Origin of the sequence: Mesorhizobium sp. B2-8-3, assembly GCF_006440815.1 — a bacterium.
Taxonomy (GTDB): Bacteria; Pseudomonadota; Alphaproteobacteria; order Rhizobiales; family Rhizobiaceae; genus Mesorhizobium.
Map to the genome: position 1 here is coordinate 348,831 of NZ_VFTW01000001.1, position 22,414 is coordinate 371,244.

The window sequence follows — 22,414 nt, forward strand, 5'->3', positions numbered from 1 at the left end:
CTCCTACCCGGCTGTCTGCCGCCAACGCGAACCGCGTCTCTTTTGATCCGCAACCCAGCCCAGCAATTTTCGGACGCCGGGCAATTTTTCGCGGCGCCACGGAACATTCGAGGCCGCTCCCGGTTCGGCGGCGAGGAACTTACCTCCAACCAAAAGGGGCAGCGGTTTCGTGACATCGAAGAAAGTTCGTATCGGCATCGTCGGCGTGGGCAATTGCGCGTCATCTCTTGTGCAAGGTCTCTCCTACTATCGCCACGTCAACGGCAACGAGCCGATCCCCGGGCTGATGCATGCCGATCTCGGCGGCTATCATGTCGACGACATTGAGGTCGTCTGCGCCTTCGATGTCGCGAAAAACAAGGTTGGACGCGATGTGGCGGAAGCGATCTACACCGCGCCCAACAACACCTTTCGTTTTGCTGATGTCGCGCCGACCGGCGTTCGTGTGGAGCGCGGTCCAACACTCGACGGCATCGGCAAATATCTCCGAGAGGAGATCGAAGAGTCGGATGAACCGGCCGCAGACGTAACCACCCGGCTCCGCGGGAGCGGGGTCGAGGTGCTGATATCCTATCTTCCGGTCGGCTCCGAACAGGCGACGCGCTTCTATGCCGAATGCGCGCTTGAGGCCGGCTGCGCTTTCGTCAATTGCATCCCTGTCTTCATCGCCTCGCGGCCGGAATGGCGCAAGCGCTTCGAGGAACGTGGCCTTCCCCTGGTCGGCGACGACATCAAGAGCCAGGTCGGTGCAACCATCGTGCATCGGCTGCTCGCCAATCTCTTCCGTGAGCGCGGCGTTCGCATCGATCGCACCTATCAGCTCAACTTCGGCGGCAACACCGACTTCCTCAACATGCTCGAGCGCGAGCGGCTGGAATCGAAGAAGATCTCGAAGACGCAGTCCGTCACCAGCCAGATCGACGTCCCGCTTGAGGCCGGCAACATCCATGTCGGACCCAGTGACCATGTCCCGTGGCTGACCGATCGCAAATGGGCCTATATCCGTGTCGAAGGCACTACTTTTGGAGGCGTGCCGCTCAATGCCGAGCTCAAGCTGGAGGTCTGGGATTCGCCCAACTCGGCCGGCGTCGTCATCGACGCCCTCCGCTGCGCAAAGCTCGCCCTCGACCGCGGCATCGCCGGCGCGCTCACAGGCCCCAGCAGCTACTTCATGAAGTCGCCGCCGGAGCAGTTCACCGACGCGGAAGCGCGCCTGCGCACGCTCGCCTTCATCGCCGGTAACGACAAGCCTATGCTGGACGCCGCCGAATGACCACGACGTTCTTTCTCATCCGCCACGCGGCGCATGATCATGTTGGCTCATACCTGGCCGGGCGGCTCGAAGGCGTTCGCCTCGGCGAAGCCGGCCAGGCGCAGGCACTGCACCTCGCGCGGCGACTGACGCGAGAGCCGCTCGCGGCGATCTTGAGCAGTCCGCGCGAGCGCACGCTGGAAACAGCGAAGCCGATCGCCATCGCTTGCGAGATTGAGAAGATCGCGATCTGCAAGGAACTCGACGAGATCGACTTCGGCGAGTGGTCCGGCAAGACATTCGAAGAACTGAGCGGCGATGCAAGCTGGCGGCTTTGGAACGACCAGCGCCAGAGCGCCCGCACGCCGAGCGGCGAGACCATGCTGGATGTGCAGCACAGGATGATCGGCCTGATGGACGCGCTGCGCGAGAATGGACAGGGTCAGTGCATCGCGCTTGTCAGTCATGCCGATGTGATCAAGGCGGCTGTCTGCGCGATCCTCGGCCTGCAGCTTGGCGACTGCTTTCGCTTCGATATCGCGCCGGCCTCCATCACAACAGTCGTCCACGGCGACTGGGGCTCCAAACTGATCCGTTTGAATGAAGTTGCCTGAGGGAGTGGTCGCCCATGCGCATGGTCATATTCGGTCTGACCGTTACATCGTCGTGGGGCAATGGGCATGCCACGCTCTGGCGGGGACTGATTAGCGCGCTAGCACCGCTTGGCTGGTCGATCAGCTTCTTCGAGCGCAATACACCGTACTATGCCGGCGCCAGGGACATCGACCGGTTGAGCGGCGGCGGTGTCGTTCTTTACCCGGATTGGGAGGATATCCGCCAAGAGGCCGAGGCAGCGATACGGCAGGCCGACGTCGTCATCGTCACCTCCTATTGTCCAGATGCCGTGGAGGCCTCGCGGCTCGCCAACGACCGCTGTCGCGGCCTGAAAGTATTCTACGACCTTGATACACCGGTGACGCTGGCGAGCATCGAGCGAGGTGATTACCCGGCCTATTTCGAGCCGGAAGGATTGCGCGATTTCGATCTGGTCCTCAGCTATACAGGAGGGCCGGCGATCGATGCGCTGAAGCGCATTCTCGGCGTGCGCCACGTCCTGCCGCTCTACGGCCATGTCGACCCCGACCGTCACCAGCCGGCGCAGCCAAGGCCCGAGTTCGCCGGCGACCTATCCTATCTCGGGACCTACGCCGAGGATCGGCAGGCAGGCGTCGAAATACTGCTTGTCGCTGCCGCCGCCCGGCTTCCAAACCGACGTTTCATCATCGGCGGGGCGCAATACCCGCAGGACTTCCCCTGGAGCGGCAACATCTATTTCGTCCGGCACCTGCCGCCCGCCGATCACCCTGCCTTCTTTTCCTCCTCGCGCCTGACGCTGAACGTCACCCGTGAAGCGATGGCGCGAAAGGGCTGGTGCCCATCAGGGCGTCTGTTCGAAGCAGCCGCATGCGGCGCCGCGATCATCTCCGACGACTGGGCCGGCCTGGACAGCTTCTTCACGCCCGGCAGCGAGATTCTGTTGGCACACACTACCGACGATGTCGTCGCCGCGCTTGGCCAGTCGGACAGCGAAATCGAGGCGCTTGGCCGCCGCGCCCGTGAACGCGTTCTCGACGAGCACACGTCCGCGCACCGCGCCGCCGAACTCGATCGCATCTTGAACGCCGCCGTGTCCACGGCAGGTGGAGCAATGGAGGAAGTCGTCTGATGTTGGGCATCGTGCCTGCCGCAGGTCGCGGCAGCCGCATTCAACCGCTGGGTTTTTCCAAGGAACTGCTGCCGGTCGGCAGCCGACTGGATGGCCAGACCGAACGCCCTTGCGCGGTGAGCGAATATCTGGTGCGGCGGATGGTCCGTAACGGCGTCGACCGCATCTGCTTCATCATCGGTTCCGGCAAGTCGGACATCCTCGAATACTACGCCGCCGGCTACGACGACGCCACGGCGATCTTCGTGGCGCAGCCTTCTCCGGTTGGACTGTGCGACGCGATCTTCCGCGCGACACCGCTTGTGACGCCGGAAGAAACGGTCCTGATCGGCCTGCCGGACACGATCTGGTTTCCTGAAGACGGCTTCTGCCACCTGGCCGACGACCAGCTTTCTTTCCTGATGTTTCCGGTCGATCGCCCCGACCTGTTCGACGCCGTCGTCCTCGATCGGAACGGGCGGGTCGAGCAGATCCAGGTCAAGCAAGCTGACGCAGCGACAAACTGGGTCTGGGGCGCCTTCAAGATGCCGGGTCGTATCTTCCTTCAACTGGCGGCACTGTGGCGCCAGCGCGACGGCGTGGACGAGTATTTGGGCACTCTGGTCAACGCCTATCTCGCCGGCGGAGGCGAGGCTTACGGCGTCAAGGCCGGGACGGCTTATGTCGATGTCGGTACTTTCAACGGCTATCGCACGGCACTCAGGCTGCTGGAAAACAACGGCGCCGCGGAAGACGAAGTCCCGCCGATGTTCGCCCGGCAAGACCGCTCGCCTGTGCCACTCCTCCCAAGCGAAGGAGCTTAGTCATGCCCCATTCCAGCACGGAGATACGCCGCCGCATCGACGCATTGGGGCCCTGGTTTCACAATATGGAGCTCGCGGGCGTGGAGACCGCTCCCGATCATTTCCTCGGCAACTACCCGCTGATCAAATGGCGCAAATTCGCGGATGCCATTCCGACTGATCTTTCGGGCAAGTCGGTGCTCGATATCGGCTGCAACGCCGGCTTCTACTCGATCGAAATGAAGAAACGCGGCGCCGCTCGCGTGCTCGGAATCGACTTCGACCAAGCCTATCTCGCCCAGGCCCGCTTCGCCGCCGAGATCGCCGACTGCGACATAGAGTTCCGAGAATTGTCCGTCTACGATGTCGGGGCGCTCGGCGAACGCTTCGACATCGTGCTGTTCATGGGCGTGCTTTACCACCTGCGCCACCCGTTGCTGGCGCTCGACCTGATCCGAGCGCATGTCGCGGGCGACCTGATAATCTTCCAGTCGATGCAGCGCGGCAGCGGCAAAGTCTTACCGCTCGAACAGAACTACCATTTCTGGACGCGCGATCTGTTCGACCAGCCAGAATTTCCAAAGCTGCATTTCATCGAGCATCGTTACGCCGACGACCCGACCAATTGGTGGATCCCGAACCGCGCCTGCACCGAAGCGATGCTGCGCAGCGCTGGTTTCGACATCCTGCTGCATCCGGAAGACGAGGTCTATTTCTGCCGCGCGTCCGACGACCCGACAGGCAGCGGCGCCGTCTATCCTTCGAAAGGAGAGACCGATGATTGAAGCCGCCATGATCTGGAACGAGCCCAACAATAAATCGCATTGGGACCCAGAGCTCGACCCCGACTGGAGCCGTTTTGCCACGATGGCGATCATGGCTGCCGATGCGATAGGCCGCGAGAACCCGGCAATCACCAAGGTCCTCGGCGGCATTTCCCCGATCGATGCTGGCTTCATGACGCGCATGAAGGAGTTCGGCGTGCTTGACCACGTCGATGCCGCCGCAGTGCATGGCTTCCCGCTCGACTGGAACCTCTGGCAGATCCACGAGTGGCCTCACAAGCTCGGTGAGATTGCTACAGTCGCCGATATTCCGGTCTGGGTCAGCGAAGTCGGTGTGTCTACCTTCGGCGCCGAGGAGGTGCAAGTTTGGGGCTTGCGCCGGACGGCGGACCTTTTGCTCAGCCTCGCGCCACGCGTGCAGTGGTACAGCCTCTATGATCTGCCGCGTTCCTGGGAGGCGACGACGCGCCATCGGGAAGCGGAAGGCTCGTCCTATTACAGGCACTTCCACATGGGCCTGCTGCGCGAGGACGGCACGCCCAAGCCGGCGCTCGAGGAGTTCGCGCGCCACACTCCGCAAATGGGCCTAGTGCAGTGGTTCCACTATGAGGACCATCGGCTGGATGATGCCGTTGCCTGGATGCACCGTCTGGGCGTTACGCATCTGCGCACAGGCCTATCCTGGGCCGACAGTTTTCGGCCGAATGCGCAGGGCTGGTTCGATCGTCAGATGGAAGCGCTTGCCGATTTCAACGTCACGGTCACCTTCTGCTTCACGCCGCAACATCGCGGTCTGCAGCCCCATCACACCAGCCCGCCCCAAGTGCCGGAGGAATTCGCCGAGTTCTGCGCGGCGATGATCCGCCGCTACGCTCCGGCGATCAGCGATGACATGGCACCAACGCTACGTGTGTCGGCAGCATGGTGAGTTCCGGCTCGATCGGCTATGACACTGACCGTCCTCAACGTCGCCTACCCCCTCGCGCCCGTCGGGCCGGATGCGGTCGGCGGCGCCGAGCAGGTGCTGTCGGCGCTGGACCGGGGGCTGGTTGAGAAAGGCCACCGGTCGGTTGTCGTCGCCTGCCATGGGTCAAAGACGGCTGGCGTCCTGGTGGAAACACCGGCCGAAGCAGGCGTGCTCGACAAGGCGGCGAAGGACCGGGCCCAGCAGGCGCATCGCGATGCGATCACGGCCGCCCGGGCGCGCTGGCACATCGACGTTGTTCATCTCCACGGGATCGACTTCGATGCCTATCTGCCTTCCGAGGGCCCAACCCTGGTGACGTTGCACTTGCCGCTCGGCTGGTATTCGTCCGAGGTGCTTGCCCCGCCACGCGAGGACCTGTGGCTGCACGCGGTCTCGTGGGCGCAGCACAGGACGGCGCCGGCAGGGTCGAGACTTGCGAAGCCTATTCCAAACGGCGTTGATATCAAGGCGCTGAACCAGCCCCGATCGCGGCGCAATTTCGCGCTGGTGCTCAGCCGCATCTGTCCCGAAAAGGCCATCCATCTCGCGATAGAGGCGGCCAAGCGCGCCGGCATTCCCCTGGCGATCGCCGGCCAGGTCTATCCCTACGAGACCCATCTGCGCTATTTCGCCGACGAAGTGCACCCTCGGCTCGATCGGCAGCGGCGTTTCCTCGGGCCACTCGGCTTTTGTGCCAAGCGGCGCCTGCTCAACGCCGCCCGCTGCCTGGTCGTTCCCAGCCTTGCCGCCGAAACAAGCTCGCTTGTCGCGATGGAGGCGCTTGCCTGCGGCACGCCGGTCGTCGCTTTCCCGAACGGCGCCCTTCCCGATGTCATCGAGCATGGCAGGACCGGATTCCTGGTCAATGACGTCGAGGAAATGGCGAAGGCCATTGTCGCATCCGGAGCCTTGGACGACGAGGCATGCCGGGCCGAGGCGCGCCGCCGCTTCTCGCTTGAGCGCATGATCACATCCTACATGGATGCTTACGAAGCGCTGGCGAAGCTTGGCACCCGTCGCGCTTTGCTGGGAACCGGCTGATGGGCAGTCTGCGCACCGAGATCATTCGCGCCCCCGGGACGTTCGAGGACCTGGAGCCGTGCTGGTGGCAGCTCTGGGGGCAAAGCATCTCGGCCACACCGTTCCAATCTCCTGCCTGGCTCATCCCCTGGTGGCGTACATTCGCGCCGGGCGATCTCACGGCAATTGCCGTGTGGAGCGGAGACGATCTCGCCGGACTGGCGCCGCTCTATATCGAAAGGCATAATTGCGGTCAGCGCCTGCTCCCCATCGGGATTTCGCTGAGCGACTATCTCGACATTTTATGCGCGCCGGAACTGCAGGCGGAGGCTGAGGCCGCCATAGCCGAGGCGGCGCTGTCGTTGGAATGGTCGCAGTGGATCCTGCCCGACCTCTCGGCCGATGCCATATCGCTGAGCCTTGAACTGCCGAATGCCGAAGAGCGCAGATCGATGGCCCACGCGGCCTGTCCTGTGCTGTCGCTCGATGGCGATCGGACTCTGGCCCGCTCGGTTCCGGCGAGACGAAGGCGTCAGTTGCGCCGTGCCGAGAGAGCTGCCAGGCGAAGAGGAGCCGTCATTGTCAGCCGCGGCGAGTCCGATCCGCAGACATTTCTCGACAGGCTCATCCGACTGCATGGCGCGCGCTGGACTGGCCATGGCGGTGGCGTGCTATCCGACACGGCTGTGGAATTTCATCGCAGGGCCCTGCCGCGGCTTGCCGATAACGGCCTGGCGCGATGCTTGACGATCCAGATCGACGATCTCGTCATCGGTGCCTATTACGGTTTTCATCACCGCGACCGGGCCTATGCGTACCTTGGCGGTTTCGATCCGGCCTATGCCGACGAAAGCCCCGGCGCGATTCTGATCGGGCATGCCATCACCGGAGCCGCCACCGAGGGCGCGCTGGAGTTCGATTTCCTACGCGGCAGAGAAGGTTACAAATATGGCTGGGGCGCGAAGGACCGCTGGACGGCGCAGAAGGTGTGGACCAGGAGCGCGTCGCCGTGAACATCGCGAAGCAATCAGGCGCGATTGCCAGGCGCTGCTCGAGGATTGCATGACGGACAGCCTTTCCGTTGACAACGCGCTGGGCAGATTGGCCGTTTATATTGACAAGACCACCAGCGCGGCGCAACTGGCGGATATCGCGCTGGATATGCGTCCAAGCCATGCTCCCCGGCGATGCTGGCTGGAAGAGATCGCCACGATGCTTCGTGGCAAGGCGGATGCCTTCGACAAGGTCCGAAGAGCGGCTGCCTGCGTGTCGCATGACCGGCCGGATAGCGAACCGACCGCCATGACTGTCAAACGGCTGGCCGGCAGCTTCGATCGGGCGGCCGCCATATCTCCCGCGGCCAGCGTCCAATTGTCCTCGCTTGGCGACGAGCACAGGCTTTCGACTACGACCGCCGAGATTGTCTCATGGCTGGAACAGCAGGGTTTCCTTGGTGCCCATAAGCACATACTGGACATCGGCTGCGGCATCGGGCGTCTCGGACATGCGCTCGGCACCCAGGCAGGATATGTCGTCGGCATCGATATCTCGTCGCGGATGATCGAAATCGCGCGCCGGCGATGCGCCGGCCTTGTCAATGTGGAATTTCGCCTGACCTCGGGCCTTGATCTCGGTGATTTCGCCGATGCAAGCTTTGACGGCGTGCTGGCCCTGGACAGTTTTCCTTACCTTGTGCTCGCCGGGGTTGCCGAGCGGCATTTCAGCGAGATCGCGCGCGTCCTGCGACGGGGAGGAATGGCAGCGATCCTCAACTATTCCTATCGGACATCGCCGGGCATCGATTCCCGCGACATCAGCCGTCTTTCTCATGTATGCGGCATGGACGTTGCGGTCGACGGTGAAATGCCGTTCGGCAGTTGGGACGGCATGGTCTTCCTCGTCCGCCGTGCCGGCGGAACATAACGCACCGGCGGCAGTTCGGTCACCGAACAGTTCCACGCCTGCAGAACAGGGAGAAGGAAATGGCATCCGGCGGTAAGAAGCAGATGGGCCGCGGCAGCCAGGGCAAGGGTTCCGGAAGCGGAGCGAAGGCGACGCTTGCAAAGGACGTGGTCGGCGAGAACGACGTGCTGTCCAACCGGGACAAGAAGCAGCACACCGAGCAACGCGGTCTCGACGGCAACCGGATTACGTCCGATCAGTATCAGGATCACGCGGCGAACCGCCTTCCCGAGGATTGAGCTGATGTTCCCAGATCACCTCTTGCCGCGAAATCCGGTGACAACGGACCGGAAATCCCACAGCCTGCGGCAAGCGCCTTGAAAAGGCTGGTCGGCTATGCCCCTGTGAGATTTGAAGGGGCCTCTATTTGTTAAGAGAATGCGATGTCTCACAGGAGTCAGCGCGATCTTTGCGCCCAGTTGATCCTGAGCTTGGACCAGGAGATCGCATCACTGTTGAATGCTATCGAGCGGGAAGAGGTCCCTGACCGGCTGACAAGGCTTGCGCTCGAACTGCAGAAGGCGCTGATCGAAAAGCGCAAAGGCGACATGACGGGTGAGCGCGGTTGAAGACGTCACCGGCAAGGATGCAGCATTACTCGGAGACGGGCAGGTATCAATATCGCCCGCTGTCGCGTGATCGGTGGAACCTTAACATAAGTGAATCGTTGTAGCCGTTTGGGGGGTCATCCCGATGGCTGGCAGAACTCCGGAAGTGGACGAACTCGCTCGGCGGCTGGTCGCAAAGACGGGCATCACCGAAGCGCAAGCGCTCGAACTTGTTGCTCTGCTCGGCCTGAATTGGGCCTCGTTGATGAGAGAGGCGAAAGTCATGAGAGCAGCTCAGCGCCTGTAGGATTTGGCCGCGCTTAGCGCCTTGCGCCCTCAGCATCCCAATGGTTGTCCGAAAATTGACCTCGTGGCTCGATCAGCACTTGCGGCGAGGTTTCCCCAAGGAACTCCAGAACGCCGGCACGGGCGCGGTTGAGACGGCTTTTGACGGTGCCGACAGCGCAGCCGCATATTTGCGCGGTTTCTTCGTAGCTTACGCCCAGTACGCCGATCAGCATCAAAACCTCACGCTGATGGGAAGGCAGCTTCTGGATGGCTTGATGCACTTCCCTGCTTTGCACGGACCAGTCCTGGGACGGTTCTGAAGTCGGACGGCTGGAGGCGCAGTCGAGCAGCCCGGGCGCCTCCCTCGCCGCCGCTTTGATACGCGTGTAGTGCGTGTTGCGCATGATGGTGAAGAGCCAGGACTTCAGGCGCGTGCCGGGCTCGAATTTGTCCAGATTGCCAAGCCCCTTGGCCAACGTTTCCTGCACAAGATCGTCGGCATCGTCAGGCACGCGACAGAAGGTTCGGGCAAAAGCCCGTAAGGCAGGAATGAGATCGACGATGGAGATCTCCTCGGTGCTGGGGCTCGGCAGATTATGCTCTCTGGATGACAATGTTCCGGCCCCAGCAAGTAGGAATTACGAGGTGCAGACCAGAGAGAATGTTTGAAAAAAAGGAACGTTCCTGTTTTCCATCGCTCGGCCAAAACTTTTGGCGACGTGGCGTGATCGAAGGGAGCGGCAACATTCAATGGGCCCCCTCGATCCTCGGTTCTTCGATATACCAGGGCATTGAAATGATCACGATGTCCGACCCGCCGAACTCGAGCAGTTTGGCGTGCAATCGGCGAGCGCGATGCGTATGCAGGATATATTGCCACCAATTGGGCGGCACGACCTCTGGGAGCAGCACTGCAATGGGACGGCCATCGAACTCTCCGCGCAACGTCCTGATCTCCTTCAGTAACGGCTCGTACATCAGCCGGTAGTCGGCATTGAGGAGAAGAAGACGCGGCGGGCGCAGGCCCGCCGCTCTCGCCGGCGCTTCCACATCCTGCGACCACCTTCCGCGAATTGCGCGCTCTTCATCGCTCTCTTCGCCCGACAGCCGCGCCACATGGACGGCGATGACATCTCCGGACAGGTGAAAGGCAAAGCTGAGCGCCTTGTCCGCCATCCTGTTCCATTGCTGGGTCACGACAAGAACGACAGCGGGCTCGGTGCTGCTCAAATCGACTTTGCCGGGCTCGCGCAGACTTGCCTCGAGCTGGTCGTAATAGCGCCGCACCAGCCGCAGGAGGAGGATCACCACCGGGATGACGATCACCGTGATCCAGGCCCCTTCCCTGAATTTGGCGACGACAATCACGATGAGCGCCAGCGCGGTGACTATGCCGCCGAACGCGTTGATCGCCAGATGCATGTGGTTGCCCGTCCGGTTCGTGTCCTTGGTTGTGCGAAGCGCCCTTACCCAGTGCATCACCATCCCGGTCTGCGACAGCGTGAAGGTCAGAAAGGCGCCGATGGCGAAGAGCGGGATCAGATGGTCGGTGATGCCGCCGAACACGATCAGCAGCAGTCCGGTCGACAAGGCGAGATAAAGGATGCCGATCGAGAAAACGAGCCGCCGGCCAACCATGGCGAAGGGTTTGGGAAGGTACCCGTCTTCCGCCACCATGCGGCAAAGGCGGGGGAAATCGACGAAGCTTGTATTGGCCGAAAGCGCCAGCACGCAAAGCAGGCTACCGATGGCGACGTAGTAGAAGACACCGTCGCCAACGACGGCATGCGCAAGCTGCGACAGCACGCTCTGATAGCCGTCCTTCTCCTGATCCATCGCGCCGATACGGTAGTGTGCCGACAGGAAACCGATGCCGCCGAGCAGCAGCCCAAGGATCAGACAGATCGCCGCCAGCGTGCGCCGGCCGTGCCTGACAGCCGGATCCTTGAAAGCGGTCATGCCGTTGCTGACCGCCTCCACGCCGGTCATCGCCGTGCAGCCGCTGGCAAAGGCGTGCATCAAGAGGAGCAGGCTTACGGTTTCGAACGGCTGCTGCAGGGGCGGCGGTGGAATTGCCGGCACCGGTTGACCGCCGGAGGCGACCGTCTTCGCGACGCCGATCGCCAGGATCGCCAGGAAGCTCGCGACGAACAGATAGGTCGGCAAGGCAAACAGCCGGCCGGCATCGAGCGTGCCGCGCAGATTGACGACGGTCACCAAAAGCAGGATCCCGAGGCAGATCCAAAGCGTGTAGGCATGCAGCGAAGGCAGCGCCGACACCAGTGCGCCGACGCCGGCAGAGATGCCTACGGCGACATTGAGCACGTAGTCGACCATCAGCGCGGCGGCGGCAAGCAGGCTGGCGTTGCGGCCAAGATTTTGGCGCGAGACGATATAAGCGCCCCCATTGCTGGGGTAAGCGGCGATAGTCTGGCGGTAAGAAAGATAAAGGACCGCGAGCAAACCGACTATGGCGCCCATGATGGGACCGATATAGCCCAGACCCGCCGCGCCGAGCGGGATCAGGATCGTGAGCGCCGCTTCCGGACCGTAGGCCGACGAACCCAGCCCATCGAGGCCCATGGCTGGCACGCCTTCGAAAACACCGATCTTGCGCTGCGACTGTTCCTGATTGGCCAGCCGGCGACCGAGAATCCAGCCCAGTATCGACATGTTGTGTGTCCCGGGAAACTCCTCCCGAATAGCGCGGAAAGAAGAATGTTCCTCGACTGCGACTTCCGACCCGGAGTGCAGGCGGGAATGCGCCGGTCGCTATAAATCACCAGTTCCCGTTGCTGGAGAGCGACCGAGCTCCCGATAGCGGCTCTTGTTGCCGCCCGTAACGGGACGTGACATTCGACCGTCCGTTGTATTTGCTGCAGATCGCGTCGCCTTGGACCGCAGCACGGCACGCGGTCACATACAGTGGCAAGTCCTTACGAGGAAAAACACGCCCACTCCATATGGGATAACGACGAGTGCGAGGGCAATCCAATAGCCCGGCTGCGCCATTGCCGCGAAATCTGAACGAAGCTGTTCCATTGCCATCGAACAACGCGCGCCTCATCGTTGTTCCAAGCGGGGCTCAAGACGGCAGTCCTGGGGCATGACGCCTTCTGAATTTGCCGGCAATAGAACATGTTCTTGAGCTTCCAGTTCGAGGCAGGACCAAAAGCAGTGGAGACGTTTGGTGGCTTCTATAACGCCAGAACAGGTAACGCGGCCCGTGTCCGGTTGACCTGTCCTCCGGTGCGGCTTGGAGCAAAATGTGATTTGAGCGAAGCGAGTGTTCGCGCGTTTGAGCGTGGTGGCCGTCCACCCGCCGGAAAGCTGCTTGCCATGCGCCAGGCATTCCAAGCCGCCGGCATCGTGTTTTTCGGACGGGATAGCTCCGGCAAGCCTGTCCTTCGATTGCAAAGCCCGGCTCGTGTTCCGGTCACCAATCTTACTGATGGCGAGGCTGGGATAATCGGCAACAGCGCAACGCAGCCACTCTCGCCATCTCGATCGGCGTGCCGAGCGGTTCGGGGAATTCGCGTGGCAGACAGAGTAAAGACAGTTTTGTAACCCTGCCGCGGTCGCAAAAACGGCCAAGCCCTGCCCCAATGCCATGATCCGACCTGGCGCCGACACGTCTGATGCGGCCACTGATCCATACTGAATCGGTTGCTCGACGTCCTTCCACGCCAGCGGACTTGGTCGGCTACAAACGCCTTTCATGAAGGAGGAACAAAGCTGCCTGTTGCCAGTTTGAATAGCCTCAACAGAGTGCTTCGAGGCCATGGCTCATCGTCGGTTTTCGTCACTGGGTCTGGGTTTCCTGGTCTTGGCGTTTGGCTCGATGCAGCAAGGCACTGCTCAGGCCCAGGCGCCCTGCTCGGCCGATCACGATAAGCTGCTCTCGGCGTTGAAGGCTAATGTCAAGGCAAGTGGCGGCCCCGCGAATGGCGGCTTCGAGAACAATGAATGGGCAGCGATAGTCGCCCGCGACGGTACCGTCTGTGCCGTTGCCTTCAGTGGACCTACCGCCGATGCGCAGTGGCCGGGCAGCCGGCTGATCGCGGCCGAGAAGGCCAATACGGCCAACGGGCTCAGCCTGGCCAACATGGCGCTGTCGACAGCCAATCTCTATGCCGGGGTGCAGCCGGGCGGGCCGCTGTTCGGTCTCCTGGCCACCAGCCCCGTCAACCAGGCAGCAGCCTATGCCGGTGACCCCAAGACTTTCGGCAGCGCCAACGACCCGCTTATTGGCAAGTCGATCGGGGGCGTCGTCGTGTTTGGCGGGGGACTGGCTCTTTACGACGGCAAGACAATCGTCGGGGCGCTCGGCATCAGCGGCGATTCCTCCTGTGCCGACCACAATGTCGCCTGGCGCGTTCGCGCCGCTCTCGGCCTCGACAAGGTTCCGGCGGGCGTCAATCCCAATCGCAAGGACGCCATCATCTACGATCTTGATCCCGGGGGGAAAAGTGCCTCCGGCTGGGGTCATCCGCTTTGTGCCGGTCGCGAGGCCGATATTGCGGCGGAAATCGGTTCCGGCGTCGGAGGTTCGACGCCGAAATGAAGCAAGCAACCGAAACTGCAACATTCTGCGGTGATGCCGCGTATTCCGACCGCCCGGCCGTATCTCAAAAACGTTTTGGCGTTCTTACAGCCATGCTGCTGGTCTGCGCCCCCTTGCTGACAGCCGCTTCGGAAGCTCCCCCATCGCCGGCGATATCTCCGCCTCCGGCGGCCGCGCCGCCTGATGACGGGCAATGGACGATGCCCGCCAAGAACTACGCCTCGACCCGTTATAGCGAACTCGCGGAAATCAACGAGGGTAACGTCAAGAACCTGCAGGTCGCCTTCACCTTTTCGACCGGGGTGAACAAAGGCCAGGAAGCAGCGCCGCTGGTGGTCGGCAGCACCATGTATATCGTGAGCCCGTTTCCCAACATCGTCTACGCGCTCGACCTTTCCAAGCCCGGCGCGCCGATGAAATGGAAATACGAGCCCAATCCTGAGCCAGCCGCTCAAGGGGTTGCCTGCTGCGACGTCGTCAACCGCGGCGCGGCTTTCGCGGACGGGCGCCTCTTCTTCAACACGCTCGACGGCCACACCATCGCGCTCGATGCGGACAGCGGCCAGCCGCTCTGGAACGCCCATATCGGCAACATCAATATCGGCGAAACCATCACCATGGCGCCGCTTGTGGTGAAAGGCAAAGTGCTGGTCGGCAATTCCGGCGGCGAGATGGGCGTTCGCGGCTGGGTCAAGGCGTTGGACGCCGGCGACGGTCACGTCGTCTGGACGGCCTATGGCACCGGGCCGGACAAGGACGTGCTGATCGGACCGGACTTCAAGCCCCACTACGATATGGACAAGGGCAAGGACCTCGGCGTCACCTCATGGCCGCCCGAGGCCTGGAAGATCGGCGGCGGCAATATGTGGGGCTGGATTTCCTACGATCCGGACCTCAACCTGATCTTCCACGGCACTGGCAATCCCGGCCCCTGGAATCCGGATCTGCGGCCCGGCGACAACAAGTGGACATCGGGAATTTTCGCCCGCGATCCCGATACCGGAGCGGCGAAATGGTTCTATCAATGGAGTCCACACGACCTGCACGATTATGACGGCATCAACGAGCAGGTCCTGCTCGACATGAACTGGCAGGGCAAGCCGCGCAAGGTGCTGGTCCGTCCGGAACGCAACGGCTACCTTTATGTCCTTGATCGCACCACCGGCGAGGTCCTGTCTGCAAAACCTTATGGTCCCGTCAATTCCAGCAAGGGCGTCGACCTTAAGACCGGCCGGCTGATCGAAAACCCTGACAAGCAGACCGGCACCGGCAAAGTCGTCCGCGACATCTGCCCGACCGCGTCGGGCCTCAAGGATTGGCAACCTTCCGCCTTCTCGCCGAAAACCGGCCTGCTCTATATCCCGCACAACAATTTGTGCATGGACGAAGAAGGCGTCGAGGTGAACTACATCGCCGGCACGCCTTATGTGGGGATGAACGTGCGCATGATCCCCGGGCCGGGCGGCAATCGCGGCGCTTTCACCGCCTGGGATATCGCGGCTGAGAAACCCGCCTGGAGCCTCAAGGAGAACTTCCCGGTATGGAGCGGCGCGGTCGTGACCGCCGGCGACGTGGTCTTCTATGGAACGATGGAAGGCTGGTTCAAGGCAGTGAGCGCAAAGACCGGCGACCTGCTTTGGCAATTCAAGACTTCGTCCGGCATCATAGGCCAACCCATCACCTATCGCGGCCCAGACGGCCACCAATATGTCGCCGTCTTATCCGGCGTCGGCGGCTGGGCGGGCGCCATCGTGTCGGGCGACCTCGACCCGCGCGATGCCAGCGCCGCGCTCGGTTTCGTCAATGCAATGAAGGACCTGAAGAACGCGACCACGGCGGGAGGCACGCTCTATGTGTTCCGGCTGCCCTGATGCGTTCGGCTTGATCCACGGCGTGGCACGGAAGGCGTTCCCACGAATGGCGCTCGGCACCGTCGCACTCGCCTTGCTGCTCTTGCCGGCGACGGCCGGCGTTCGTGAGCTCAGGGTCTGCGCCGACCCGAACAACCTGCCCTTTTCCAATGCGGCCGGACAAGGATTCGAGAACAGGATCGCCGAAATCATCGCCGCCGATCTCGGCGCGAAGCTGACCTACACCTGGTGGGCGCAGCGCCGCGGCTTCGTGCGCAACACGCTGAAGGCGGGTCTCTGCGATCTCGTGCCCGGTACGCCGGCCAATCTCGAAATGCTGCGCACCACGAGGCCCTACTACCGCTCCTCCTATGTCTTCGTGACTCGCCAGGACGACCCCGACGTCGCCTCCTTCAACGACCCGCGGCTGCGCGACTTGCGCATCGGCGTTCAGCTCATCGGCGACGACGGCGCCAACTCGCCTCCTGTCCAGGCGCTTGGCCGCCGCGGCATCATTGGGCATCTAATCGGCTACCCCGTCTATGGCGACTACTCCGCTCCCAATCCTCCGGCGCGTATCGTCGAAGCAGTGGCGAGCGGCGATATCGACCTCGCGGTGGTCTGGGGTCCGCTCGCCGGCTATTTCGCCCAGAAGCAGAAGGTGCCGCTCCGGATCACGCCGGTTACGCCTCGCATCGACGGGCCGCAATTGCCGCTGATGTATGACATCTCGATGGGCGTTCGGCGCGAGGACGATGCGCTGCGCAGCGATGTGAACAGCGCGCTTGCCAGACACAAAGCCGAGATCGACGCGGTTCTGACGCAATATGGAGTGCCTCGTCTCGACGTGGCCGGGAGCCCGGTGCGATGAGATCGACCGCCGCCATGCTTCTCTTGGCGATTTTAGCGCTGGCGGCCTGCCAGCGCGAGGAGCGGGACACACGGCCGCAGTCGGCGCTCGGCTCCGGCGAGCAGCCGACACCGGTGACGACTCTGGAACCCGGCGGGCAGCGGCCCTCTCCCACAGACAACAAGGCGGCGAGCTTCGAGGCCAATGCCTTCCATCTGAGCGAAGGCAAGCGCCTGTTCGGCTGGTTCAACTGCTCAGGATGCCATGCCAATGGCGGCGGCGGCATGGGCCCTGCGCTGATGGACGAAAAGTGGATCTATGGCAGCTCGATGGAAAGCATTCACGCCACGATCCGCGACGGTCGTCCGAACGGCATGCCGAGCTTTCGCGACAAGATCCCTGACGACCAGATCTGGGAGCTCGCAGCTTTTGTTCGCTCGCTGAGCGGCAACGCACCCTCCTCCGCCGCGCCTTCCCGAAATGACGATATGATGGTGCATCCGTCGGAAAACCGCATGCCGGACGCCGCCACGCTGGGGAAGTCGCCGTGAAACGCTTCGCCTCGATTGCGTTCGCCACGGCAATCGCCCTGCTTCTTCAGGGATGCGCAGGCTGGCAATCGGCGCTCGACCCGAAGGGCCCGGCGGCGAGCGAACTGGCATGGCTGATCTGGTTCTTCACCGGGCTTTGCGCGGTGGTGTGGGTGCTGGTGATGATCGCTCTTGCCGCGCCGCTGATGATGCGGCCGCGGGACCGGTTGGAGCCGCTTGTGCTTGACGCCGGCGCGGACAATCGGAAGCTGCGCGTGGTGACGGCCGCCGTCGGGCTGACCGCCGTCATCCTGATCGGGCTCACTCTGCTGAGCTTCTTCGCCAACAGGACGCTCGCCGCGATCGGCTCGGACGCCGCGCTGACCATTCGCGTCACCGGCCATCAATGGTGGTGGGAGGTGCGCTATGAGGACGCCACACCGAGCCGCATCCTGACGACGGCGAACGAGATCCACATTCCCGCCGGCGAACCGGTTCGGCTTCTCCTCACCTCGACCGATGTTATCCATTCCTTCTGGGTCCCGAGCCTTTCCGGCAAGCTCGACCTCATTCCCGGTCACATGAACGTGCTCGACATCAAGGCGGATAAGCCCGGCGTCTATCGCGGCCAATGCGCCGAGTTCTGCGGCGCGCAGCACGCCAATATGGGTACCTTCATTATCGCCGAGCCGCGGGCAAAGTTCGACGCCTGGTGGAACGACCAGTTGCAGCCGGCCGCTGGCCCGGCGAGCGACGAGGCAAAGACCGGCGAAGACCTCTTTCTCAAGCGGCCCTGCGTGATGTGCCATAGGATCGGGGGCACCCCCGCCGGAGGAACGGTCGCTCCCGACCTGACGCATATAGGCAGCCGGCAAACGCTTGCGGCCGGAACATTGACGATGAGCCGCGGCAATCTCGCCGCCTGGATAGCCGATCCGCAAGGCATCAAGCCGGGTTCTCACATGCCGGTTGTCGATCTGAGCGGCGACGAGCTCAACGCCATCGTCGCTTATCTCGAGGGGCTGAAATGAGCAGCGCGGATCTCACCAGCGAACGCGATCTGCCGCCCGAGCGCGAGGTGTCCGCCAAAGGCGATCTTGCACCCGAGCGTGATGGGCCGCGCGACACCGGCTTGGATGATGCCAGCCTGCATCGCTGGCTGGCGCGGACATGGCGCACGCCCCCCGGCATCATCGGTGCGCTCTCGAGCGTCGATCACAAGGTGATCGCACGGCGCTACCTCATCACCGCCTTCCTTTTTCTGTGCTTGGGTGGGCTTAACGCCGTCGCCATGCGCGTCCAGCTCTCGGGCCCGCAGCGCGGGCTCATCGGCCCGGATCTCTACAACCAGCTTTTCACGATGCATGGCGTCACCATGATGTTCCTGTTCGCCGTGCCCATCGTGCAGGCGACCGGTATTTATCTGGTGCCGTTGATGGTCGGCACCCGCAACATTGCCTTTCCGCGCCTCACCGCGTTCAGCTACTGGGTCTATGTCTCGGGGGGTATCTTCGCCTGGGTATCCTTCGCCCTCTCGATGGCGCCCGATGTCGGCTGGTTCGCCTATGTGCCGCTGTCCGGGCCGGAATACAGTCCCGGCAAGCGCGCCGATGTATGGGCGCAGATGATCACCTATACCGAAGTGTCCTCGCTGTCGGTCGCCGTCGCCACCATCGTGACGGTGCTGAAGCAGCGCGCGCCCGGCATGTCGCTGGACAAGATACCGCTTTACGTCTGGGCGTTGCTGGTCACTTCCTTCGTCATCGTCTTCGCCATGCCGGCGGTGATGATCACGTCGACCTTCCTCATTCTCGACCGGCTCGTCGGCACGCACATCTTCAACCAGGCGGAGGGCGGCGATGCGCTGCTGTTCCAGCATCTGTTTTGGTTCTTTGGGCATCCGGAGGTCTACATCATCTTCCTGCCGGCGACCGGCATGGTCTCCTCCATCATTCCAGCCTTCGCGCGGCGCCCGGCGTTCGGTCATTTGGGGCTGGTGCTGTCGCTGATCGCTGTCGGTTTCCTGTCGTTCGGCCTTTGGGTCCACCACATGTTCGCGACGGGACTGCCGAAGCTCGGCGCCAGCTTCTTCACCGCATCCAGCATGATGATCGCCATCCCCAACGGCGTGCAGATCTTCTGCTGGCTGGCGACATTGTGGGACGGCAGACCGGTGATCCGCACCCCGCTGCTGTTCGTCTTCGGCTTCTTCTTCATCTTCGTCATTGGTGGCCTCACCGGCGTCATGCTCGCCTCGGTGCCGCTCGACCTGCAGGTGCACGACACCTATTTCGTCGTCGCCCACTTCCACTACGTGCTGATCGGCGGCTCGGTCTTCCCGCTGCTGGCCGCAGCCTATTTCTGGTTCCCCAAGATCACCGGCCGCATGATGAGCGAGCGCCTTGGGCGCTGGCACTTCTGGCTGGCCCTGATCGGCTTCAACGCCGCTTTCTTCCCGATGCATATCGTCGGCCTGTGGGGCATGCCACGCAGGGTCTACACTTATCCAGCCGAGCTTGACTGGGGCAACATCAATCTTTTCATCACCGCCGGCGCGGTGCTGTTCTTCCTGAGCTTCGTGCTGTTCACCTTCAATCTCGTGCATGGCGCATTGCGCGGCGCGCCCGCCGGCGACAATCCATGGGACGCCGGCACGCTCGAATGGGCAACCTCCTCTCCGCCACCCAGCTACAATTTCGCGCGCATTCCGGTCGTGACAAATGTCGAGCCGCTGTGGGCCGAACGCGAGGCGCTCCCGGTCGCGACCGGGCTTCGCGTCGACGTGCGCGAGTTGGTCATCTCGACGGTGGCGGAAGCCCATCCAGACATCCGCGAGAAATCGGCGACGCCGTCGATCTGGCCGCTGCTGGCTGCGATCGCGGTCGGCGGCACCTTCCTTTATTCGATCTTCACGCCCTGGGCCATCGTCTGGGGCGTGGGCCCGATCGCCATCACCCTGATCGGCTGGTTCTGGCCCAAGGACGATCCGGAGGACGAGGAATGAACCAGCGTCCCGCCGCAGATCTTTCCGGCCTCCCGACCTTTGGACATGGTCCGGGCAGTCCCACCTGGTGGGGCACGCTTGGCTTCATGGCGCTGGAAGGGACGGGCTTTGCACTGGCGGCCGGCGCTTACCTCTATCTGGCGACCTTGTGGCCCAACTGGCGTCTGAGCGCTCCGGAACCCAACCACTGGCCGGGAACGATCGTGACGCTGCTTCTCATCGTCAGCCTGGTGCCGAACCACATGCTCAACCGCTACGCCAAGGAATGCGCGATCGGGCCGGTGCGGATCGGCATGGTGGTGATGTCGTTGCTCGGCATTGCGCCACTCATTGTGCGCTGGTTCGAGTTTCCGGCACTGAATATTTATTGGGACACGAACGCCTATGGCTCGATGCTGTGGGTGCTGCTTGGTCTCCACACCACGCATCTCATCACCGACGTCGGCGACACGATCGTTCTGACGGTGCTGATGTTCACGCACCATGGCTATAACGGCCGGCGCTTCGGCGATGTCGGCGACAATGTTTTCTACTGGGACTTCGTGGTCCTCACCTGGATCCCGATCTACCTGCTCATCTACTGGCTGCCGAGGTGGGGCTGACATGCGTGCGCTGCGGCTAGGCACCTCCTGGGGTGGTTTGTTGTCGGGGCCTTTGGCCTGGGCAATCTCGACGCAGCTGAACTACGCGCTTGTGCACTGGCAGTGCAATCGTCAGGTGCAGGTCGTGCTCCCGGCGGCGCTGTTGCTCGCCGTGTTTTCGCTGCTCGGCGGCGCGCTGTCATGGCGGGCGAAGCGGCAGGGCGGCGCCGCGTTCAAGCCGGAGCGCACGCGCAGCACCGAACGTTTCGTCGCCGATCTCGGCATGCTCGCGGCTCTGTTGTTTGCCCTCGTCATCGTCATGCAGGGCAGCGCGGCGCTTATCCTCGACGAGTGCCTGCGATGAGCTTCGATGCGTTCTTCTCGACCTCGATATGCTACGGCGCCGGCGCGCCCGAGGCCGGATGGACGTTGGCGTTTCCTATTGCGCTTCCCTTGGCTGCAATCGCGCTCATCTATGGGATCGGCGCAGGCCGGCTGTGGCGCCGCAGCGGCCGAGGCCGACCCGAGCGGCTTCGCCAGGCTCTTTTGTTCGCCGCCGGCTGGGGCGTGTTGACGGGAGCGCTGGTGAGCCCGATCCATGCGCTCGGCGAGCGGGTGTTTTCAGCCCACATGATCGAGCATGAGTTGCTGATGGCCGTGGCGGCGCCGCTTCTTGTCGCCGCCTGCCCGAGCGCGGCCTTGATGTGGGCGTTGCCGGCCACACTTCGGCGGGGGACAGGAAAACTCACCCATGGCAAGATGCTCCAGGCGGTCTGGGCGTTCGCCGCTCGCCCGCTCTACGCGACGATCCTTCACGGGATAGCGATCTGGATCTGGCATATTCCAGCGCTGTTCGAGGCAGCGCTACAGCAGGGCGTGCTGCATTATGCGCAACATGCGAGCTTCCTCGGCACTGCCTTGCTGTTCTGGTCGGTGCTTCTGCCGCGCTCTGGCCGACAGCAAACCTATGGTAGCTCCATCATGCATCTTTTCTTCACGTCGCTGCATACCGGCCTGCTCGGCGTCCTGCTGCTGGTATCGCCCAAACTCTGGTATCCGGAGAATGCCTCCGGCGCCGCGCTCTGGGGTCTGAGTCCCATCGAGGACCAGCAGCTCGCCGGGCTGGTGATGTGGGTTCCGGCCGGGCTCATCTATGGCGGAGCGGCCTTGCTGATCGCCGGCCTTTGGATAAGCAACAGCGGAACCAGGGAGGCAACGCATGCGCTCCGACCTGGCTAGGCTTATCGGCGGCGCCCTGGCCATGAGCCTGCTGCTCGCCGCGGTCGGCCTGGCGGCCTTATGGACCGACCGGCGCGATCGCGTCCGGCACGAGTCGGATGTCGCGACTGGCGGCGTGGGCGCACGCGCCATTCCGATCATGACCGCGAATGGCTGTTCCGGCTGCCATACGATTCCCGGCGTGCCGGGAGCGCAAGGCCAGGTCGGGCCGCGCCTCGACGGCAGCCTCGCCGGCCGCGTCTATATCGGCGGGGTGCTGGCGAACAATCCGGAGAATCTGATCCGCTGGATCCGCTCGGCAAGGGAAATCAACCCGCACACCGCCATGCCATCGATGAGGATTACCGACCAGCAGGCGCGCGATATCGCGGCCTATCTATACGGGCTGAGATGATCAGCAAGGGAACCGAGATCGCAAGCCGCGTGCAAGATCACCGCGGTTCCAGGATGAGAATGACGAATAGGC

The 22,414-nt window shown here is 62.9% G+C and carries 23 protein-coding genes; 21 read left to right on the forward strand and 2 right to left on the reverse strand.

What is annotated here, in order from left to right; translation table 11 throughout:
- The first annotated feature begins 169 nt into the window (after positions 1-169).
- The 11 genes from FJ418_RS01880 to FJ418_RS01930 all read left to right on the forward strand — a co-directional run bounded on the left by FJ418_RS01880 (position 170) and on the right by FJ418_RS01930 (position 9,063).
- On the forward strand, positions 170-1,273 hold the full coding sequence (locus tag FJ418_RS01880; RefSeq protein ID WP_140654226.1) for an inositol-3-phosphate synthase: 1,104 nt from the start codon (positions 170-172) through the stop codon (positions 1,271-1,273).
- Positions 1,270-1,866, forward strand: a complete 597-nt coding sequence (locus FJ418_RS01885; RefSeq protein ID WP_140654227.1) for a histidine phosphatase family protein — start codon at positions 1,270-1,272, stop codon at positions 1,864-1,866. The genes FJ418_RS01880 and FJ418_RS01885 overlap by 4 nt, the downstream gene beginning before the upstream one ends.
- A gap of 14 nt (positions 1,867-1,880) precedes the next feature.
- Positions 1,881-2,978: a glycosyltransferase gene (locus FJ418_RS01890; RefSeq protein ID WP_140710539.1), complete on the forward strand. Its 1,098-nt coding sequence runs from the start codon at positions 1,881-1,883 to the stop codon at positions 2,976-2,978.
- Positions 2,978-3,781 (forward strand): sugar phosphate nucleotidyltransferase, encoded by an 804-nt coding sequence (locus FJ418_RS01895; RefSeq protein WP_140646384.1) that lies wholly within the window; start codon positions 2,978-2,980, stop codon positions 3,779-3,781. The genes FJ418_RS01890 and FJ418_RS01895 overlap by 1 nt, the downstream gene beginning before the upstream one ends.
- A 2-nt stretch (positions 3,782-3,783) precedes the next feature.
- Positions 3,784-4,545, forward strand: a complete 762-nt coding sequence (locus FJ418_RS01900; protein WP_140863289.1) for a TIGR04290 family methyltransferase — start codon at positions 3,784-3,786, stop codon at positions 4,543-4,545.
- Positions 4,538-5,473 (forward strand): beta-xylosidase, encoded by a 936-nt coding sequence (locus FJ418_RS01905; protein WP_140863291.1) that lies wholly within the window; start codon positions 4,538-4,540, stop codon positions 5,471-5,473. Before FJ418_RS01900 ends, FJ418_RS01905 begins: the two co-directional genes overlap by 8 nt.
- Before the next feature lie 18 nt (positions 5,474-5,491).
- Positions 5,492-6,553, forward strand: a complete 1,062-nt coding sequence (locus FJ418_RS01910) for a glycosyltransferase family 4 protein (RefSeq protein WP_140710535.1) — start codon at positions 5,492-5,494, stop codon at positions 6,551-6,553.
- On the forward strand, positions 6,553-7,545 hold the full coding sequence (locus tag FJ418_RS01915; protein WP_140863293.1) for a GNAT family N-acetyltransferase: 993 nt from the start codon (positions 6,553-6,555) through the stop codon (positions 7,543-7,545). Before FJ418_RS01910 ends, FJ418_RS01915 begins: the two co-directional genes overlap by 1 nt.
- A gap of 49 nt (positions 7,546-7,594) precedes the next feature.
- A complete protein-coding gene (locus FJ418_RS01920; RefSeq protein ID WP_246677299.1) occupies positions 7,595-8,455 on the forward strand; it encodes a class I SAM-dependent methyltransferase in 861 nt (286 codons plus the stop codon).
- A gap of 59 nt (positions 8,456-8,514) precedes the next feature.
- Positions 8,515-8,733, forward strand: coding sequence for a hypothetical protein (locus FJ418_RS01925; protein ID WP_140710529.1), 219 nt, complete (start codon positions 8,515-8,517; stop codon positions 8,731-8,733).
- Positions 8,734-8,925: 192 nt separating this feature from the next.
- The gene (locus FJ418_RS01930) at positions 8,926-9,063 is read left to right on the forward strand and encodes a hypothetical protein (RefSeq protein ID WP_319023005.1); all 138 of its coding nucleotides are present in this window, start codon (positions 8,926-8,928) and stop codon (positions 9,061-9,063) included.
- A 299-nt stretch (positions 9,064-9,362) separates the two neighbouring features.
- Here the strand turns inward: FJ418_RS01930 and FJ418_RS01935 are convergent, their stop codons facing one another.
- Both FJ418_RS01935 and FJ418_RS01940 read right to left on the reverse strand, forming a co-directional pair.
- Positions 9,363-9,944, reverse strand: coding sequence for a sigma-70 family RNA polymerase sigma factor (locus FJ418_RS01935; protein WP_226892156.1), 582 nt, complete (start codon positions 9,942-9,944; stop codon positions 9,363-9,365).
- Between the two features lie 133 nt (positions 9,945-10,077).
- Positions 10,078-12,003 carry an APC family permease gene (locus tag FJ418_RS01940; protein ID WP_140784785.1) on the reverse strand — a complete coding sequence of 642 codons (1,926 nt, stop codon included), beginning with the start codon at positions 12,001-12,003 and terminating at the stop codon, positions 10,078-10,080.
- 1,168 nt (positions 12,004-13,171) lie between these two features.
- Between FJ418_RS01940 and FJ418_RS01950 the strand changes: the two genes are divergently transcribed.
- The 10 genes from FJ418_RS01950 to FJ418_RS01995 all read left to right on the forward strand — a co-directional run bounded on the left by FJ418_RS01950 (position 13,172) and on the right by FJ418_RS01995 (position 22,342).
- Entirely contained in the window at positions 13,172-13,894 is a 723-nt protein-coding gene (locus FJ418_RS01950; RefSeq protein ID WP_140784784.1) for a heme-binding protein, read from the forward strand.
- Positions 13,895-13,986: 92 nt separating this feature from the next.
- Complete coding sequence (locus FJ418_RS01955; protein ID WP_181166810.1) at positions 13,987-15,765, forward strand: methanol/ethanol family PQQ-dependent dehydrogenase; 1,779 nt, start codon at positions 13,987-13,989, stop codon at positions 15,763-15,765.
- 46 nt (positions 15,766-15,811) lie between these two features.
- The gene (locus FJ418_RS01960; RefSeq protein ID WP_226892155.1) at positions 15,812-16,615 is read left to right on the forward strand and encodes a substrate-binding domain-containing protein; all 804 of its coding nucleotides are present in this window, start codon (positions 15,812-15,814) and stop codon (positions 16,613-16,615) included.
- Positions 16,612-17,145 (forward strand): c-type cytochrome, encoded by a 534-nt coding sequence (locus FJ418_RS01965; RefSeq protein WP_140654249.1) that lies wholly within the window; start codon positions 16,612-16,614, stop codon positions 17,143-17,145. The genes FJ418_RS01960 and FJ418_RS01965 overlap by 4 nt, the downstream gene beginning before the upstream one ends.
- On the forward strand, positions 17,142-18,155 hold the full coding sequence (coxB, locus tag FJ418_RS01970) for a cytochrome c oxidase subunit II (protein WP_181166811.1): 1,014 nt from the start codon (positions 17,142-17,144) through the stop codon (positions 18,153-18,155). Before FJ418_RS01965 ends, coxB begins: the two co-directional genes overlap by 4 nt.
- Complete coding sequence (gene ctaD / locus FJ418_RS01975) at positions 18,152-20,128, forward strand: cytochrome c oxidase subunit I (protein ID WP_140710523.1); 1,977 nt, start codon at positions 18,152-18,154, stop codon at positions 20,126-20,128. The genes coxB and ctaD overlap by 4 nt, the downstream gene beginning before the upstream one ends.
- On the forward strand, positions 20,125-20,730 hold the full coding sequence (locus FJ418_RS01980) for a cytochrome c oxidase subunit 3 (RefSeq protein ID WP_140710521.1): 606 nt from the start codon (positions 20,125-20,127) through the stop codon (positions 20,728-20,730). The genes ctaD and FJ418_RS01980 overlap by 4 nt, the downstream gene beginning before the upstream one ends.
- Before the next feature lies 1 nt (position 20,731).
- Positions 20,732-21,073 (forward strand): hypothetical protein, encoded by a 342-nt coding sequence (locus FJ418_RS01985; protein ID WP_140646416.1) that lies wholly within the window; start codon positions 20,732-20,734, stop codon positions 21,071-21,073.
- On the forward strand, positions 21,070-21,948 hold the full coding sequence (locus FJ418_RS01990; protein ID WP_140710519.1) for a cytochrome c oxidase assembly protein: 879 nt from the start codon (positions 21,070-21,072) through the stop codon (positions 21,946-21,948). The genes FJ418_RS01985 and FJ418_RS01990 overlap by 4 nt, the downstream gene beginning before the upstream one ends.
- Positions 21,929-22,342 carry a c-type cytochrome gene (locus FJ418_RS01995; RefSeq protein ID WP_140646420.1) on the forward strand — a complete coding sequence of 138 codons (414 nt, stop codon included), beginning with the start codon at positions 21,929-21,931 and terminating at the stop codon, positions 22,340-22,342. Before FJ418_RS01990 ends, FJ418_RS01995 begins: the two co-directional genes overlap by 20 nt.
- Positions 22,343-22,414 lie beyond the last annotated feature (72 nt).